General features: G+C 42.7%; 20 protein-coding genes. 5 read left to right on the forward strand and 15 right to left on the reverse strand.

The features are described 5' to 3' along the window. Nucleotides 1-285 precede the first annotated feature (285 nt). From V7L29_RS08610 to V7L29_RS08650, 9 genes are all read right to left on the reverse strand, one after another. Nucleotides 286-1320 (reverse strand): ABC transporter substrate-binding protein, encoded by a 1035-nt coding sequence (locus V7L29_RS08610; RefSeq protein ID WP_334692539.1) that lies wholly within the window; start codon nucleotides 1318-1320, stop codon nucleotides 286-288. 46 nt (nucleotides 1321-1366) lie between these two features. Further along, a complete protein-coding gene (locus V7L29_RS08615; RefSeq protein WP_442944157.1) occupies nucleotides 1367-1696 on the reverse strand; it encodes a class II aldolase/adducin family protein in 330 nt (109 codons plus the stop codon). A 570-nt stretch (nucleotides 1697-2266) separates the two neighbouring features. After that, nucleotides 2267-2434: a hypothetical protein gene (locus V7L29_RS08620; protein WP_334735166.1), complete on the reverse strand. Its 168-nt coding sequence runs from the start codon at nucleotides 2432-2434 to the stop codon at nucleotides 2267-2269. A 31-nt stretch (nucleotides 2435-2465) separates the two neighbouring features. Next, on the reverse strand, nucleotides 2466-2681 hold the full coding sequence (locus tag V7L29_RS08625; protein WP_334735167.1) for a hypothetical protein: 216 nt from the start codon (nucleotides 2679-2681) through the stop codon (nucleotides 2466-2468). Between the two features lie 275 nt (nucleotides 2682-2956). After that, nucleotides 2957-4195 carry an acyl-CoA dehydrogenase family protein gene (locus V7L29_RS08630; protein ID WP_334735168.1) on the reverse strand — a complete coding sequence of 413 codons (1239 nt, stop codon included), beginning with the start codon at nucleotides 4193-4195 and terminating at the stop codon, nucleotides 2957-2959. A gap of 68 nt (nucleotides 4196-4263) precedes the next feature. Beyond that, entirely contained in the window at nucleotides 4264-5610 is a 1347-nt protein-coding gene (locus V7L29_RS08635) for an LLM class flavin-dependent oxidoreductase (protein WP_334735169.1), read from the reverse strand. Between the two features lie 18 nt (nucleotides 5611-5628). Next, complete coding sequence (locus V7L29_RS08640) at nucleotides 5629-6492, reverse strand: MetQ/NlpA family ABC transporter substrate-binding protein (protein ID WP_334735170.1); 864 nt, start codon at nucleotides 6490-6492, stop codon at nucleotides 5629-5631. A gap of 83 nt (nucleotides 6493-6575) precedes the next feature. Beyond that, nucleotides 6576-7148 carry an NIL domain-containing protein gene (locus tag V7L29_RS08645; RefSeq protein WP_334735171.1) on the reverse strand — a complete coding sequence of 191 codons (573 nt, stop codon included), beginning with the start codon at nucleotides 7146-7148 and terminating at the stop codon, nucleotides 6576-6578. A 151-nt stretch (nucleotides 7149-7299) separates the two neighbouring features. Further along, the gene (locus tag V7L29_RS08650; RefSeq protein ID WP_334735172.1) at nucleotides 7300-8388 is read right to left on the reverse strand and encodes an LLM class flavin-dependent oxidoreductase; all 1089 of its coding nucleotides are present in this window, start codon (nucleotides 8386-8388) and stop codon (nucleotides 7300-7302) included. 177 nt (nucleotides 8389-8565) lie between these two features. On the opposite strand from V7L29_RS08650, the gene V7L29_RS08655 reads away from it, so the two are divergent. Then, nucleotides 8566-8832 (forward strand): hypothetical protein, encoded by a 267-nt coding sequence (locus V7L29_RS08655; RefSeq protein WP_334735173.1) that lies wholly within the window; start codon nucleotides 8566-8568, stop codon nucleotides 8830-8832. On the opposite strand, the gene V7L29_RS08660 is transcribed toward V7L29_RS08655, so the two are convergent. Beyond that, nucleotides 8807-8986, reverse strand: a complete 180-nt coding sequence (locus V7L29_RS08660) for a hypothetical protein (RefSeq protein WP_334689835.1) — start codon at nucleotides 8984-8986, stop codon at nucleotides 8807-8809. The genes V7L29_RS08655 and V7L29_RS08660 overlap by 26 nt on opposite strands. A gap of 234 nt (nucleotides 8987-9220) precedes the next feature. Here V7L29_RS08660 and V7L29_RS08665 point away from each other — a divergent pair, with 234 nt between their 5' ends. Next, nucleotides 9221-10129, forward strand: coding sequence for a peptidoglycan-binding protein (locus tag V7L29_RS08665; RefSeq protein WP_334735174.1), 909 nt, complete (start codon nucleotides 9221-9223; stop codon nucleotides 10127-10129). A gap of 75 nt (nucleotides 10130-10204) precedes the next feature. On the opposite strand, the gene hemJ is transcribed toward V7L29_RS08665, so the two are convergent. The 5 genes from hemJ to V7L29_RS08690 all read right to left on the reverse strand — a co-directional run bounded on the left by hemJ (nucleotide 10205) and on the right by V7L29_RS08690 (nucleotide 14039). Next, nucleotides 10205-10786, reverse strand: a complete 582-nt coding sequence (gene hemJ, locus V7L29_RS08670; RefSeq protein WP_334735175.1) for a protoporphyrinogen oxidase HemJ — start codon at nucleotides 10784-10786, stop codon at nucleotides 10205-10207. Between the two features lie 196 nt (nucleotides 10787-10982). Then, a complete protein-coding gene (locus V7L29_RS08675) occupies nucleotides 10983-11834 on the reverse strand; it encodes an alpha/beta fold hydrolase (RefSeq protein WP_334735176.1) in 852 nt (283 codons plus the stop codon). 143 nt (nucleotides 11835-11977) lie between these two features. Then, on the reverse strand, nucleotides 11978-13141 hold the full coding sequence (locus V7L29_RS08680; RefSeq protein WP_334689839.1) for an NAD(P)/FAD-dependent oxidoreductase: 1164 nt from the start codon (nucleotides 13139-13141) through the stop codon (nucleotides 11978-11980). Nucleotides 13142-13243: 102 nt separating this feature from the next. Further along, a complete protein-coding gene (psbQ, locus tag V7L29_RS08685; protein ID WP_334735177.1) occupies nucleotides 13244-13699 on the reverse strand; it encodes a photosystem II protein PsbQ in 456 nt (151 codons plus the stop codon). 79 nt (nucleotides 13700-13778) lie between these two features. Beyond that, nucleotides 13779-14039: a hypothetical protein gene (locus tag V7L29_RS08690; protein ID WP_334735178.1), complete on the reverse strand. Its 261-nt coding sequence runs from the start codon at nucleotides 14037-14039 to the stop codon at nucleotides 13779-13781. A 781-nt stretch (nucleotides 14040-14820) separates the two neighbouring features. Between V7L29_RS08690 and V7L29_RS08695 the strand changes: the two genes are divergently transcribed. The 3 genes from V7L29_RS08695 to V7L29_RS08705 all read left to right on the forward strand — a co-directional run bounded on the left by V7L29_RS08695 (nucleotide 14821) and on the right by V7L29_RS08705 (nucleotide 16783). After that, a complete protein-coding gene (locus tag V7L29_RS08695) occupies nucleotides 14821-15249 on the forward strand; it encodes a hypothetical protein (protein ID WP_334689841.1) in 429 nt (142 codons plus the stop codon). A gap of 77 nt (nucleotides 15250-15326) precedes the next feature. Then, nucleotides 15327-16502: a hypothetical protein gene (locus V7L29_RS08700; protein ID WP_334735179.1), complete on the forward strand. Its 1176-nt coding sequence runs from the start codon at nucleotides 15327-15329 to the stop codon at nucleotides 16500-16502. Further along, a complete protein-coding gene (locus V7L29_RS08705; protein WP_334735180.1) occupies nucleotides 16502-16783 on the forward strand; it encodes a hypothetical protein in 282 nt (93 codons plus the stop codon). Before V7L29_RS08700 ends, V7L29_RS08705 begins: the two co-directional genes overlap by 1 nt. The last annotated feature ends 51 nt before the right edge of the window (nucleotides 16784-16834 follow it).

The following is a 16834-nucleotide window of genomic DNA, read 5'->3' on the forward strand; positions in this document are numbered from 1 at the left end:
TAGCACCGAATTTTAATTACTGTACCGTATATGCTGCGCTGTTTCTTGAATCCTTTACCAGTAAGCATTTCAAGACTTAACGGGAAAAGTCAGGTGTTGATGTCACTCAAAGACTTGAAAGAAGCTACCCCAGCAAAGCTGTACTGCACATTGCAAATTAGTTGAAATTTTGTATTAATTTAAGGTTCTCCATTTAATATTTCTCTTTCTATTCCATGAAACATATTTTTACCATTATTAAAAATAAGGTAATTTTGACATTTAGCTTTTTACTCCTTGCTGCAATTATTGGCATTTAGCAATATCTTCGTTAAAACTGTTGTCCCAAAGTTGTTTCACATCAACTTTTGTGGGAATTACACCCGCTTGAAAAAAGGTATCTGCAACCTTTTGCTCAGAAGCAATAGCTTCGTCAGAAACAGGAAGTACTTCTTGACGACGCTGTTGTTGACCTTGCTGGGCATCCTGATAAACGATACCTTGATCGACATCAATGGTCTTTGCATAATTCTTTGACCACTGCTTGAGATTAGATTCTCGCCAAGTTTGGGATTTTTGCAAACGACAGAGGAAATCAGCGATCGCAACCTTCTTTTGGGGATCGGCGATCGCATTGGGTGAAGCAATAATCACAAAGTTACCACTCAAAATATCTTTTGCAGATTCCAGCACCCGCGCCCCTTCTTTTTCGGCTTGGGGGATGGCATAACCGTATGTAGCCCAAGCATCAAGCTGTCCTTTACGAAAAGCCGAAAGTCCATCGGGTATCGATAAAGGAATTGCATTGATATCCTTCATCGTCAGCCCGACTTTTTCCAACATCTTAATCAGGAAGTAGTGGGCAGTTGTGGCTTTAACGTAACCCACTTTTTTACCTTTAAGATCAGCGATCGTTTTGGCAGTGGAGTCCTTGGGTACGAGTACAACTTGACCAACCGTCGGCCCTTTGAGAGTGGCAATAATTTTTACAGATGCTTTCGATTCAATCGCAAAAATCGGCGGAATTTCACTAGCTGAACCCAAGTCAATCGCACCAGCATTGATTGACTGTACCATCAAATTACCCCCAGTGAACTCAGTAAATTGAGTTTGATAAGGGAAATGATCTAGTCCAGCTAACTTTAAATTTAAGTCCCAGCCACCTTTATATTTAGCAACATGCAATTGAGTTGTATTCGATACTACTATTTGGGATGGACTATGATTAGCAGTGAGCCTTGCCGGACTGGTAGACTTAACCTCTGAGCAAGCTGTTGTTGCCAGAGCTAACAAGCAACCCAGAGAGAAGAAAAAATTCTGCCGCAGCCAATTGGTAGACACGTTAATTTTTGGGTATAAAAAGACAATAAAGAAAAATAACCATCAACTACTCTAGTAAGTCTGATTCTTCGCCCACAATTCGGTCGTAGAGCAGCTGAAAGCTAAACCAACCGCCCGAATGGGTTCCTACTTGGTTATGAGTAAAAGTTGCTGTTTCGTGGTCAATGAGAAGTGGTTTGCCAGCTGCTTCTGCAAGCAGTTGGGCTTGAGCCGATCGCTCAAAAGAAATGTACCAAAAAGCAGCTTCGTCTACTGTCTGTCCCACCGTCAAAAAGCCATGATTCCTCAAAATGACAGCTTTCTTGTCTCTCTTTTTCTCTGTAGTTTTGGTAGTGAGAGTTTTTGAAGAGGAATCTGAGTTAGCTGCGGCATTGATAGCTGTTTGTTGACTGCAACCAGAAGCTATCAAACCAAGAAAAGACGCTGCGATCGCAAAGATTATATTGGCAGAACATTTTTGTTTGTACTGAAAGCGGTGTTCTTTTAAATAATTCACCACAATTGACTCCTTGATATCAATTTTTAGGAGTTTAAGCAGCCATATCTATGATGATAAAGAGCAAAATACACTAAATCTATTGTTTTACCGTAGTAAGTATAAATAAGATACCACCTTTTGATGGGCTGCTCAAATCTAATCAATATTTCTTTATCTTTGACTATGAGAATTTCGTGCAGGTATTTCTATGTGAATCTACACTCAAGTAGTGAGAAAATAAACTGTAAAAGAACCATAGACACAAATATCAAAAAAATTCTTCGATTTGAGCGACAATCTTTAAAAAACTGGTACAATATTAAGATATGCAGTTCGGCAAAAAACATCCCAATACGTCTGCGCCATCAATGATGAATGAGAAAAGTCATAAGCTATTGCAGTCAACGTATGATGAATTGAATACTCGATGACTTGCTGCCGGAAAAGGTTATTGATTATACGTTGATTCTATAACTTACTACTGGTTGGTTTATAAGAGTCCCAAATACTTGCCCATACACCATCATCCGCTACATTGAATCCTGCAAGTGTAAAGGCTTTTCTAAGTGCATTGGTTTCACAAGCATAGAAGTCCAGCAACGTATGATCGAGGTTAAATAGGATAGCTTTATACATTTTTTCCAATTTCCTAGTTTGTACCTAATTATTAAAACTCACCTCTAAGTCCTGCCTGTTTCAGTAGTGGTAGAACGCGCTTACCGAAAAAATCGAGATCCGGCTCAAAATCATAGAAGGCAAGCTGGAAACCATCGACACCATCTGTTAAGCAGACAATAAGCGGATTTAGGAGAGTGCGGACTTGTCTACCATTAGCGATCGCCTCTTTACTTACTCTCAAAAAAGAAGTGTCAATTGTACTCATAGTTTCTCTCAACGGTTTCGGTTGGCTGCAAGATCCCCCACTTCTGATAAATATAGGACTTACGCGAAAACCCTCCCAAACTCTCATTCCTCCGTGTCGCGCCAGTTGCTACCCTACGGGAATGCTAAGAGCGAACAAGTCTCTTAACCCGCTGTTAGCGCCTGGTTTCTCTGCGACCTCTGTGGTTCGTTATCCATTACCTGTGCATGTGCGTAAGTCCTAAAATACTCATAAAGTGGTTTCCTGCATATTAGAAGTCAAGGATCTGAACAAAATTAGAAGAATCCTCGTTGCGGCAATGGTGTACCGTTGATCTCGTACTCCCCGATCGCACGAGCTTTAAAATGATTTGGGTTGTGTGAGGACAAAGTACGAGCGTTGCGCCAGTGACGATCAAAGTTGGAGCTTTTCTTTGTTGTAGAAGCCCCACCAACTTCAAACAACAAGGTAGCCGAACGTAGAGCCAAATCATCAACAATCAATTTGGCTTTGGATGCACTCAGAGAAGTTGCTAGTGCCGCAGCCGTCTCTGCCTCTTCACCCTGAGCTTGGGCAGCAGGGAGGCGATCAAGACCATCAGCTGCTGCTAAAACAATTGCTTCGGCCGCAAAGGCATTGGCGGCAATCTGCCCGACAGTCTGTTGCAAGATTGGATCATCTGCTGCTTGCTCGCTTACGGCATGATAAAACGTCCGGGGTCTGGTACGGATGAGGGTTGTTGCATCGCGCAGAACACTGCGAATAATACCTGCATTAATTGCCGTCAGAAATAATTGCGGGACGATGTTATAGGGCAGATTGTCTTTGTCTGTATCCGTCTCAAAAATTACTTCATCTGCTTCTACACGGACATTGGTGAATGTAGTTGTTCCCGTGCCTGTAAGCCTTTGACCGAAGCCATCCCAGTCGTCCACCAGTTCAAGACCCTCGCGGTTAGTAGGAATGAGTATGAACGCTTTAGTATCATCGGGTACTAACACACGCACGAAAATCAGGTCTGCATAAAGGCTGCCAGTGCTGTAATACTTCGTCCCATTCAAACGATAACCGTCGCCATCGGGTGTTAATTTTGTATTCACGACTTGACCGCCACCAGCCCGCTTGACTTCTAATTCGGTGGAAGCGAGTCCAATAATTGCGCCATCGGCAACGGCCTTGAGCCAGCGACGATTCCTTTGGGTGCGCTCAGAACGCAAAATCCGCTCTGTAACAGAGAAATGATTCCGCACAATGTGAGCCACGTTCGGGTCAGCATCTCCCAGCCGAATCACAACCTCGAATAATTCGCGTGCCGTGCTACCACCGCCACCTTCGGCTACTGGGATTCGTAATGCACCTAACCGAGAACGCCGAATCAATTCAACGACATCAAAAGGCAGGATGCGATCGCGATCGCGCTCACTTGCTCCCAGAGCAATGAAATCGAACAAAGCTTGCAGCTGGGGAGATTTGGCTGTGACAGGAGCAAAGAACTGGAAAGTGGAATCTATAACTTTTTCTTCAATATGAGTCATTGTTTTTCTCTCTATTTTGGGAATAAGGGATTAGGGATTGGGGAAAGAGATTTTTATCACATAAGCGTCTAACTAACAGAAGCAGTGGTGGTCTGGAAGAAGCGGTTGACAGGGCGTGCCAGTCCCAGATTTTCGCGCAGCGTCGTGCCTTCATATTCGTGGCGGAAGATCCCGCGCTGTTGGAGTTCTGGTACAACTTTATCGACAAAATCATTCAATCCTTCAGGAAGAAAAGGGAACATGATGTTGAAACCGTCAGAACCTTCCTCAGTCAGCCATTGCTCCATTTTATCGGCGATGGTTTGGGGTGTGCCGACGAAAGCCAGTCCGCCGTAACTGCCAATGCGTTGCGCCAGTTGTCGAATAGTCAAGTTCTCACGTTGCGCTAAGGCTATTACTCTTTCTCGTGAAGAGTGACCAGCGTTAGTCGGTGGGATTTCTGGCAAGGGTCCGTCCGGATCAAAGCCGGAAACGTCGTAGCCAAGTGCGCCATTTAAACTGGCAATCCCACTGTCATAATGTACTAAGCTGTCCAAATGAAGACGCTTGGCATGTGCTTCGGCGACAGTTTCTCCCACAATGACTAAAGCACCTGGAAGGATTTTTATACTGTCTGGGTCACGTCCCTTTGCCCGCGCCCGTCCCTTAATGTCTGCAAATAAAGCTTTGCCAGCCTCCAGATTCCCAGCAGGTGCAAACACAGCCTCGGCGGTTTCGGCAGCTAATTCCCGTCCGGCTTCGGATGCACCCGCCTGGACAATTACCGGCCAGCCTTGGACAGGTCTGGCGATGTTCAATGGCCCTCGCACCGAGAGATATTTTCCCTTATGATCCAGAACGTGAAGCTTTGCGGGATCGAAATAAATCCCTGATTCCACGTCCCGAATAAACGCATCGTCAGCAAAGGAATCCCAAAGACCCGTGACGACATCATAAAATTCTCTAGCCCGCTGATAACGTTCATCATGCTCTACTTCCTCTTCTAAGCCGAAGTTGAGCGCTGCATCTGGATTGGATGTGGTGACGATGTTCCAGCCAGCGCGGCCGCCACTAATATGGTCGAGAGACGCGAAGCGGCGAGCGATGTGGTAAGCCTGGTCATAGGTTGTGGAAGCGGTGGCTACCAGCCCGATGTGTTCGGTGACGCTGGCAAGAGCAGAAAGTAGGGTAAAAGGTTCAAAGGATGTGACAGTATGGCTGCGCTTCAATGCGTTGATTGGCATATTCAGCACCGCTAAGTGGTCAGCCATGAAGAATGCATCGAACTTGCCTTGCTCTAGTTTCTGGATGAATCGTTTCAGCGCTGGAAAGTTGAAATTAGCGTCAGGCAAAGCGCCAGGATAGCGCCAAGCGCCTGTATGTATGCTTACTGGGCGCATAAAAGCACCTAGTTTTAATTGCTTCAATCTGCTCATCAGTCCTCCGTATTAAGTTTAAAATACAGGTGTGATCGTCCCCTTGAAGTAGTTATTGATATAGTCCTTCAATTTGGGATCGACAACCAATTGATTTAGTTTTTGGATGTTGGGATCATTTACTTTTGATTGTATAGTTGCTAAACCCACCGCATAATTTTTGTTAGCCATGCCAATCTCGTCTAACACAATAGGATTTAGAGATACCTTTGCTTGTACAAAAAAAGATGCAGATGTCACAGCTAAATCTAGATCGTCCAACGCTCTAACAATAGCGTAATTGTCTAATTCCTTAATTTGGAGATTTTTGGGATGCTTAATTACATCTTTGACACTGTAATACTCCGCTGACTTGTCTTTTAAATTGATTAAGTCGATGTGTTTCAGGAATTTCAAGGCGCGGTCTTGATTGCTGTCATCATTAGAAATAGCAATTGTCGCCCCTATAGGAATCTCATTAAGTGATTTTATCTTTAGTCGTTTTGAATAGAGTCCGGTTATAGTAGTATAACTACGATTCAACATGACAAAATCCGCGTTAAGTCTTTTGGCAGCTTGTTTCATGAATGGTTCATGCTGGAAAAAGTTAGTATCAATTTCCCCACTTTTAAGAGCATCGTTAATTTTTACTGAATCAGCGATAGTCACGATTTGAAAATCTAAACCTTGAGTGGAAGCTATTTCTTTTTGAATGAACGTCAAAACATCTTCAGTGGTGCTATTCCTAGACCCGACTTTTAGTAGTACTGTCTTAGTTGATTGGCTGACTAATTGACTCGGAAATGAATTTTGTTTTGGTGTACAACTGGCGAAAAGAATAGATGCGATCACTAACCCTATTGTCAGGATAAAATAGCGGCGATAAAACTTTGGATAAAACATGATAATAATTCGTAATTTTTAATACAAGTCAAAAAGGAATTTTGTATTTTATTTTCCTCCCAATCCCCAATCCCCACCCTAATTCAATGCACCTGTACTTCAAATTCTGCTTCGTGTAAGTATTTCAAAGCTTGAGTTACCTTTTGACCTTCTAATTCAACGTGAAACTGACCAACTCGGCGATCGCCTACTGTTTCCACACTCCCACTGAGGATATTGACATCGACATCAAAATTACGGGCTAAGGTGGCGAAGATTGGTTGACTTGCTTGTTCTCCGGCAAAAGCGATGTTTTCCGCAACAGTTCGGCAATTAAGTAAAATTAACCAGGCATCAATATCACCACGCTCAAACGCTGGTAAAGCTTCGGCTGGTGTCAAGTAGAGAGGTTTAATATCACTATATTTCAAACTTACTTTCTCTAAAGCACGCACAATAATGTAGTGCTGACCAGAACCTTTTGCAAAAGCAACTTTCTTACCTTTTAAATCAGAAAGAGTCTTAATCGGTGAATTTTCTTGGACTAAAATAGCTGAACCTCTAGTGCTACCTGTACCGGCTGCAACTCTGACAAATGGTTTATCTCCTGCTTGAGCAAAGACGCTTCCTGTACCGCCACCGCCACCAAAAACGTAGGTGTAGCCTGCCGCAGGCATCGCTTCTTCGGAATGTGAGGGGCGTACTTATCAAGTAGTTTGTCAAAAATTTCCAGTTCTAAATCAGTAGTCCAAGCTGGACGAGTAAGTATTGCTGTCATAAAGTTTCCTTTGGGTAGTGAAGAACAATTTAATCCAAAATCTAAAATTTTTAGCCTTTAGCCCCTATTTTTAAGTTAGCAATCGCTTCACTATCTACCGTTAACCCTCGCACTCTTGGTATGATTTCGGCAGCAAAACGCTCCATTTCTGGGACAAAAGGCTGGAATTGCAGCATGAAAGTATCAATTCCTACTTTAGTAAATTCAGCAATCCGATGGGCTACAGTTTCATAGCTACCAACCAATCCTGCTGCTGTACCACCATTGCTCCCCACACCAGGGTACTTAGCCATGTTTTTGAACATAACTACTTCCGAATCTACTCCTTTGAGTAATTCTGAGCGATCGTCTTGTGCTAGTATCATCGCTCTGAGGTTTTGATATTCCGCTTTTGCCTCTTCGTCTGTTGGTCGAGCAATCACAAAAGCCGACATAGCAAAACCCACAGGTTGAGAGCGAAACTTAGTTTTGTTAGCAACCTGAGCAATGGTTTTGCGGATGACTTCAATCGGACGACCATTGAGGAAAAATGTATGCGCTTCTTTTGCAGCTAGTTCTTGGGCTAGTTCTGACTCTCCCCCTACATATACACGCGGATGTGGTTTGGCTACAGGTGGAGGATTGAGTTTCAAATCATTGATCTGAAAATATTCACCGTAGAAGTTGACTTTCTCTCCACTCCACAAAGCTCTTACGACCCTAATCCATTCATCCGAATAACGATAACGCTCATCGTGGGTAAGGAAATTTATCCCCGGTTTTTCCATTTCTGGCTTGAACCAAGCACTTACTAAGTTAATAGAAAAACGTCCACCACTAATTGCATCAATACCTAATGCCATCTTTGCTAAGACGGCGGGATGAAATAGTAATGGCTTAATAGCTGCAATAATCTCGATAGAGTTTGTTGCTTCTGCCAAAGCTGCTGCTGCTGTCCAGGTTTCTAGCTGGTCAAGTTCTTGGTTCCTGGGATTGATGATATGTTGCGCTATTAAAGTTGTGGTAAATCCGCACCTTTCTGCCAACTGGAGGAGGTTCTTGGCTCGTGAGTAACTAGCATCACGAGGTTCAAGAGGATGGTTCATCACGCCGCAGTTGCCATAAACAGGAATCCAAATCCCATAGCGTGGTTCAGACATAGCTTTCTAAAACCTTTATAGTCGGCACTAAAACTTTATTTTTGCACCTAAAATAATTATACTTAAAATCGGTAGGCTTACCGTATGACACTATGAGATTTGCATAGATAAAGATAAAAAACAAGGGGGTATGTAGATTCTGTATCTCCCCAGTCCCCATTTAATTTGGAGGCAAGAATGTCAGAACCACGCTACGGTATTTGGGCCCCTGTTGGAGGTAACTTTGGGCCTCTCAATTCGCCAGATGAACCGATTGATGCAAGTTATGAACGCACGCGATCGCTGTTGGCTCGATTCCCGAAGGTTGCTTGTGGGGCATCCCAACACAAAATTTACATTTCCGGTGCTGACTGCAACTCTGATTTGATCGCATATTTACTGTTTTGGGTGTTAGACATGGCTCAAAAGCCCAAGTTTGCTATAGTACATATGTATGATGCGTAAGTCCTAGATTATTGTAGAGGTCAAGGGATCGCAGGTTGGTGAGTCGTCCAATTTCTGTTGGCAGGGTTTTTAAGCTTTTACCAGAAAGGTCTAACTCTGTAACCTTGTCTCTAGCAGCTTGTTCAATAATTTCCAGCAGTTCTTCGTTAGTCATTTCGGGTTTTACAGAGGTGATGCCTGACGACGAGTTGCTGCTTGGACGCGCAGCAGAGAAATTGAGCTAATTAATAATGTAGCCTGCCTGTATCAATGATCGCCTTCAGGCAATGTGCGTGCGATCGCAGACTCCAGATGACATTATATTTGAGGTTAAAGTATAGTTTCAAACAACATCAATTTTAAAAATGATGTTTATACTTAGAAATAAGTAAATGAAAGCAGGTGCATAATGAAACTACAAGATTTCTTGGGAAAAGATGAGAAATGGTCGTTTGATGCGATCGCACAAGATGCAGACTTGTCTCGTCAGATTCAGATACTGCTAATCGGCTTAGGTTTGCTAGAACCTCCAGCCGATGGGAAATTTGGCCCTGTTTCTGTGATATCTCTCAAAAAATTTCAAGAATTAACCAAGACTGAAGAGAGTGGCTTTTTAGGAGCAGTCACAGCCAAGAAACTAATTGAAACCAAAATAGACGATCTTCCTAAACCCCCCTTAAAACTAGGCAATGACATCGCTAGTAAGATTGTGAAATATATGCTATCCAAAGGTTATCAGGTATTTACCAATCCCAAAGAATACAACATTGTTTATGTAGAGGGCATAGATGCAGACTGGACTCTCAACAGTGACACACCCAATCAATTTAATGATCGCCGGATTGTGATTGAAGTAGTAAATGGCGTTCCCAAAATCGTAGATCACTGGGAAGCTACTACAGAACCAGGGAAGTACTACACTTATAATCCAATGAATCCTAAAGGAGCAGCTAGGATTCAGTTTGGACAATACAAAGCTTGGGCTGTTGGTACTCACGGCACAGCAGAACCTCACGAAGCATTAGTGCAAGTTGGAGATATAACTGTTTGTAGAGATTTCAACCAAGATTTTAAACGGACTGGTGACAAGCTTGATACAGGTGATGATTTTTATGTGAATCAACACTACGGCTTTGATTTCCCCAGGAATGATATTCGCCTTGCTAGTGCGGGTTGTCTAGTAGGACGTACTCGTGAGGGACATAGAGAGTTTATGGCGATTGTTAAACAAGACCGCCGTTATGTCGCTAATCGCAAATATACTTTTTACAGTAGCGTGATTCCTGGGGATGATTTACTGAAAACGTTTTCAGGATGAGGTTATGGTTAATTGGTAGCATTTGTTGTGATGCAACGTTTAGTAAGGTAGCCCAGCTGTGCTACCTTACTTTGTCTAACCTTGTTCTTGTGGTTGCCCTATCTGTGCCGTCAGCTTCTCTTTATCTTGCCTGCGTTTTTTGGCGTAAAGTTGAATAGTGACTGCCATCAATATAATCATGGCAAAAATGCCCCAGACAGTGATATCCGTAGGTAGATTATTCTTAAACACAGCCAGCAAGACGATCGCTACTAACATCACTGTAGGTGCTTCATTTAAAGCACGTAATTGCTGACTATTCCAGCTACATTCATCTACTGCTAACTTCTTCATCAGCCGAGCGCAGTAATGATGATAGCCAATTAAAATGGCAACAAACAGCAGTTTGATATGCAACCAACCCTCTTTTAAAACGTCCGGTTCAGTGGTTAATAAACCGATAGCCATTGCGATCGTCAAGAACATTCCTGGGTTAGTGATGATATAGTAGAGACGCTTTTCCATAATTTGATACTGATTTTTCAGTATCGTTCGCGCTGGTTCAGGTTCAAGGTTCGCTTCAACATGATATATAAAAAGACGTACTAAGTAGAACAAACCAGCGAACCAAACTACAAATCCGACAATATGAAAGGCTTTAAACCATGAATAAGCCATGAATCCTAATCTCCTTTATTTGTGGTTGTGATGCATTTTTAATGGTAATAAAAAGCTCACAAATGCAGCTGGAATAACATTTATCAATCTCGCAAAAATCCCAAATTTATTTTTTACCACAGATAAATATCTATGATTTATCTGTGGTAATCTTGGTTTCATTTTTATAATATCGATTTTTGCCAGAGGTATATTGTTAATGAACATCTTTACGACGCACAAAGGGTAAAAGGTCTTCCAAAATCGCCTCGTGGTAGTGTTCTTGAGGATAATGTCCAACGTTATTAAGTTTTATTAATTCGACATTTGGTGCGGTATTTGCAAAACTTTGGGCAATATCTACAGATAACCAAGGGTCAATCATACCCCATTGAATCAGAATTGGCTGTTGCCATTCTTTAAAACCAGATTGTATTTCTGTCATTGCTGAATCAAGTTGTAAATTGCGAATACTTGCTAAGAGACTTCGACCAGATGCAGAAGATTTCAAAAATGGTTTTCGATAAATATCTAAATCTTTATCTCCTATTCGGTAACGGCTTCCACCTTCTAGCGTCCGGTCAACTAATAGGGGGTCTTGGGTCATTACTTCACCTGCCAAAGGTAAACCCATTTGTTTAATTTTCCAGGGTAATTTGGCAGTAGTTGATATTGGTGTATTTAGGATAGCTAAATTGGCAATTTGTTCTGGGTGACGCAAGGCATATTGTAGTCCTACAGAACCTAAGAAGCCTTGTACAACTAAAGAAAAATATTTAAGTTCTAGGGCTTTGATAAATCCTTCTAAAGCTGTGATAAAAGCATCGGGTGTGTAAGCAAAATCTCGTTTTTCTGGTTTGGCAGAAAAGCCGTAACCAATCCAATCTGGGGCGATCGCTCTTGTACCCTGATTTGCTAATGCAGGTATAATATTACGCCAACTATAACTTTGTGAAACTAAGCCGTGTAGCAACAACACAGGCGCTAAGTCAGTTCTACCGATTGGTAAAGATTCGCGATAAAACCATTCTAGTGAATCTACATTGATTTTATGTTCTGTTATTGACACGCTATTTTCCTATGGATTTTGAATGTAAAAGCTTCACGCAAAAGCGCAAAGATGAAAAGATGTTTTTTATAAAAGGGATTGGGCATTGGGCATTAGTTATTCTTTCTCCCCCTGCCTCCCCTGCTCCCTCATCCCCCCACTGCCTAAGAAATAATCATCTCACGAATTGCATAAGCTGTGGCGGGTGCTAGTAAAACGCCGTTGCGATAGTGTCCGGTAGCTAGGAGGACATTACTAAATCCTGGTAACTTACCAATAACTGGGGCTGGGCGTCCTTCAGGACGGGGACGTAACCCCGACCAAGTACGGAGAATAGTTGCTGTGGCTAACTCTGGGCAAAATGCGATCGCTTGTTCTCTAATAGATTCCAGCAGTTCTTCATTTGGCGGTATCTCACCCTCCGGGTTCGCCAGTTCCTTTAACGGGGGGAAAATACGCAACGGACTGGACTCATCGCCATTGCTGGGAAATTCCACTGTTGCACCTACCCAATAATCTCCACCGCCCACAGGAACAATATGGACATCGTTACCCGTTATCGCTGGCTGGAAGTCTGGATTGCCTAATGGATACCCTACACGTAATTGCAATGCTTGCCCCAGCACAGGGCGGATATCAATCAGTTGATTTAATTTTGTCGTCAGCGATGTTGAACCTAACCCAGCTGCGATTACAAACCAATCAGCGGCTATTTTTCCTTCTGTAGTCTCAAGTTGCTCGCAAAATTGGAGGGAAGACTCAGGTGGTGAGATTTGGGCATCCAAAACAGCCACACCAAATTTGAAAGTCACACCGTTGTGCTGGGCAGCCTCAACTAAAGCTAATGTGAGAGCTGTTGGATCAAGTTGACGGTCTTGGGGAGAATAGACAGCGCCAGTAATTTTTTCGTTATTAATTTGAGGACAGATATTCTGGAGTTTAGCAGTGTCCCATATTTCTAAATGCCAACCTTGAGTGTGACGAATTTTTACTAGCTTTTCCCATGCTGAAATCGCCTCTAGGGAAAGGGAGGAATCAGACAAAAGCATAAGAATCCCTTGGCGATTAAAAGGGATTTTGCGACCTGTTAAAGCTTCTAGTTCAGGAATCAAAGTTTCATAGCGTTGGATGCTAGTTTGTCGCATCTGCCAAGCTTTGCCCTTGATTTTTTGGCTGATTGCGCCCATCAAAACGCCAAGTGCAGCGCCTGTGGAAGCTTGTGCTGGTGCTTGCCGATCGCAAACTGTAATTTTTAGCCCTTTAACTTGACTCAGTTCATAGGCGATCGCAGCCCCAACTACACCACAACCGATAATAACTATATTCATGACTTGTACTTAGAGTTAGAAGTGAGAAGTTAGGAGTTAGAAGTGAGGAGTTAAAAATTTAAAATTCCTAACTCTTAACTCTTAACTCCTAACTCTTAACTCTTAACTCTCTTCTACTTTAGGAAGGAGATCGAGGAATTTGTCAATGTCTGCGAAAGCAGCTTCGGAGTTACTCAAGGCAACTTGAGGATTGCCAGCACTAGTAGCTCTATCAAGTTTAACCAGGTCGTTAAACAGATCCCGCGTTATTTGACGTGCTGTAGGTTGGTCTTTGGGTAGAAGGTTGGAAGTGACATAAGTCAGGTTCAGCCTTGCTTCTGTTACCGGCCCATGTATAAAGTTACGCACATTGATCCAATCACCTCTTTGGATCAGGGTTTTCAACTCTTGTGAGCGATCGCGCACAGCTTGAATTTCAGGAACATATGCCTGAATTCTTTCAAGTTGTGTTGCTGTGTAAGTTGGAGGTGCCACCGCGACACCAGGACCGCCACAACTAATGAGGAATGTGGCCAATAATACTAAAAGAAATGAAAAAATTGAGCGTTGACGCACCATACACTGAACTTAATTGCTTTATGTTTACTGATTAACAGTGTCATTTTAGATCGCTAGCGCAATTTATCGTTCACTATAATCAACTTTTAACCAATTCTCTAAATAGTAACCGCGCTGCCCTAGCTGCAACTTTCATCTTCACTAACTTAGCTGGGTGGCTGGCAGCTTTCTCAGTATCTAGCAGTTCGCCCAACTGGTATGCTATGCGATCGCTAAAACGTGATTGTTTGGGTTCAATTATAGTAAAAACCCATTGCCACAAGGCTTTACGACATAAGTCGCTACCTGCAATTACCTTACTTTCATGTTTATCGCCCGATGATTTCAGTGACTGAGCCATACTTAAAGCCTTTTGAAACTTCCTGAAGCAAAGGTGTCACTTAGTACAGTTTTGCATAAAAACGTAGCCTTTTTAATGCAGGAGAACACATTCACATTCCTTTGGAATGCATTGGCATTGCGTCGGGATGCATTAACAATGCAAGCCGATGCATTAACAACGCGACCGACGCATTAACAATGCAAGCCGATGCATTAACAAGACGGCTGATGCATTAGCATTGCAGAATATTGCTAAATTTAATTCGCTACGAATTAACGTGCGAATACAGCGCGGTATTATTGAAAGCGTGAATCATTGAGCAGTTGGTGTAACTCCTGTCGCTGGAGATTACACAAGCGCTCAACGTGGTGGCAAACAGTGGCTGTCAAGCCCAATCCAATGGTCAGCTTATACAGTAAATCGTATTTCTTGCTTTGGCGATCGCAAATCACAATTACGGATGGTGAGACCTTAATTTTTAAAAAGTTAAATTTTGGGGTACTGGAGATTTTTGTCAGCCAAGGATTTTGCAGAAAATCTTGATATTTTTTACAAAGGGCAAAGTTTCATCTGCTTTTGAGGATTTTTTAAGTATAATTACTTAATAGGTGTTACCCAGTCCCAACAAGAAGCGATTTTTTGGCATCTGTTACTAACAAGTATTGTTAGGAAAGTCTGATTTAGAGTTGCTAAATTCCAAAGGTCTTGATAAGCTGAAACACCAATATTATAAGCCTTCTGGCGGTTTTACTGTCTTCACATTCCCCCAGACGCTGACACAATATAGGAGTATTTTTTAGTGAACGCAGCTGAACAGGCAACGAACCTTGAACTCGCCAGCAACATTGCTACGGTAGTTAATTTGTTCAAATTCCAGTTTCCTGATGCCAAATCTGATCTCAAACCCTGGAAGAATGACCCGGAGACTAGGGAATTAGTCGATCCAGATTCTATAGATATTGGCTTTCACTTTCCTGGTATTAGCAAATCTTGGCGAAGTCGCAGTATTTTGATTCAAATCCGATTTTATCAAGATCCGATCAATAATTCCCGTCGGGCGATCGGTGTAGAAGTGGCTGGATTCGATCATCGCGGCGAAGCGTGGCGACTTTCTACGGTAGAAAACTGGAATGTTGTCGGCGCATCTTCGCCTTCTGGTGAAATCGAGGAGAAGCTCAAACAGATTTGCCGACAGATTTTAGAAGTATTTAATAAACCAAGTGAATGAAATCAACTTGTCTCAGAGAAAGTAGTGAGGAATAATACAGAGGAAAGCTTTGCGTAGCCATAGCCCGCCTTATCACAATGACCACTGTAATATTTGTACATGGCACAGGGATTAGGGAACGAGAATACAACGAAACCTTTCAGATAATTGAGCAAAAGATTCACGCCCAACGTCCTGATATCACAGTTGCTCCCTGTCTTTGGGGTGCATTAGGTGCAAAGTTCAACGATAATCGGGCATCAGTACCCTTGGAAGATGCCACACTGGCTTTATCTCAAAAAGAAGAAGATGCAGATATTATGTTGTGGGGGCAATTATACCGCGACCCTCTTTATGAATTACGGCTGTTGTCTTTGAAACCTATTAAGTCAGGAAATGCTTTTGGGAAAAAACCAAGGGATATTTTACAATCTCGTGTAGCGAGTCTCACAGCGACATCTCAACTGGAAGCTAAGTTGCAAGAGGCGGGAATTGCAGAGGTATTTGAACAAGCACGAGAGGCGGTTATCCACAGTGAACCGTATAAACGGGCATTGCTCACGGTTTCCGAATCTGATTTGAGTGAATATTATGCACCAATAGCTAGGGCAATTGTCGCTCAAGCAATGTTTATTAGCGAACAGCAAGAAAAATTTCCCCCGATACTCACTGATGCCCAACTGCGGGATAAAGTTGTAGAATTGCTGACTCTGGCTTTGACAGAGGCGGAGTTAGGATTGCGTGACTTGGTTATTAAAGCCATTGTTGGACTAGCGTTGCCAATCGGAACGAATTATGTCAGAGGAAACCGCTTTGAGTTAACTGATAAAATTTCGCCTATGCCTGGTGATATTTTGTTGTATCAGACGCGGGGTGAAAAAATCAGAACGTTTATCCAAGAACAAATTGCCCAAGCAGAACCGCCAGTGATTTTACTCGCCCATAGCTTGGGAGGTATCGCTTGTGTCGATTTGCTAGTGCAGCAGCAGTTGTCTGGGGTGGAATTATTGGTAACAGTTGGTTCCCAAGCACCATTTTTATATGAGATTAACGCCCTCTACAGCTTAGAATATGGGCAGTTATTGCCAGAGCATTTCCCGGAATGGTTGAATATCTACGATTTACGGGATTTTCTCAGTTACGTGGGTAATAGAATTTTTCCTGATAGAGTGCAGGATGTGCGAGTGGATAGCAGACAACCATTTCCCCGTTCCCACGGTGCTTATTGGACAAACGCTAAAACCTGGGAGGCAATTATTTCGAGGTTGCCATAATGGTTTACTTTTTACGGAATCTAGAAAACTCCTCTCCAAACCTCTCCCCTAAAAGGAGCTACTGTGTATACACAAGTCTAGAAATTCCACCTGAAACTTGGTTTCGTCGTCTAGCTATAAGCTGTTGGAGAACTTTGGTTGCCCGTCATTGCGAGGAGGAACGACGAAGCAATCGCAAAAACTACGGGATTATGCGATTACTTCGCTTTGCTCGTAATGACAATTTAAAGGGTCTAGAAGGCTTGAAACCCTTGCAGATAGAACTTGTGTATACACCGTAGCCTAAAAGGAGAGAGGTTTTAAATTTTCCCCCTTCCCTAGTAGGGAAGGGG

The organism is Nostoc sp., from assembly GCF_036916575.1.
GTDB lineage: Bacteria > Cyanobacteriota > Cyanobacteriia > Cyanobacteriales > Nostocaceae > Nostoc.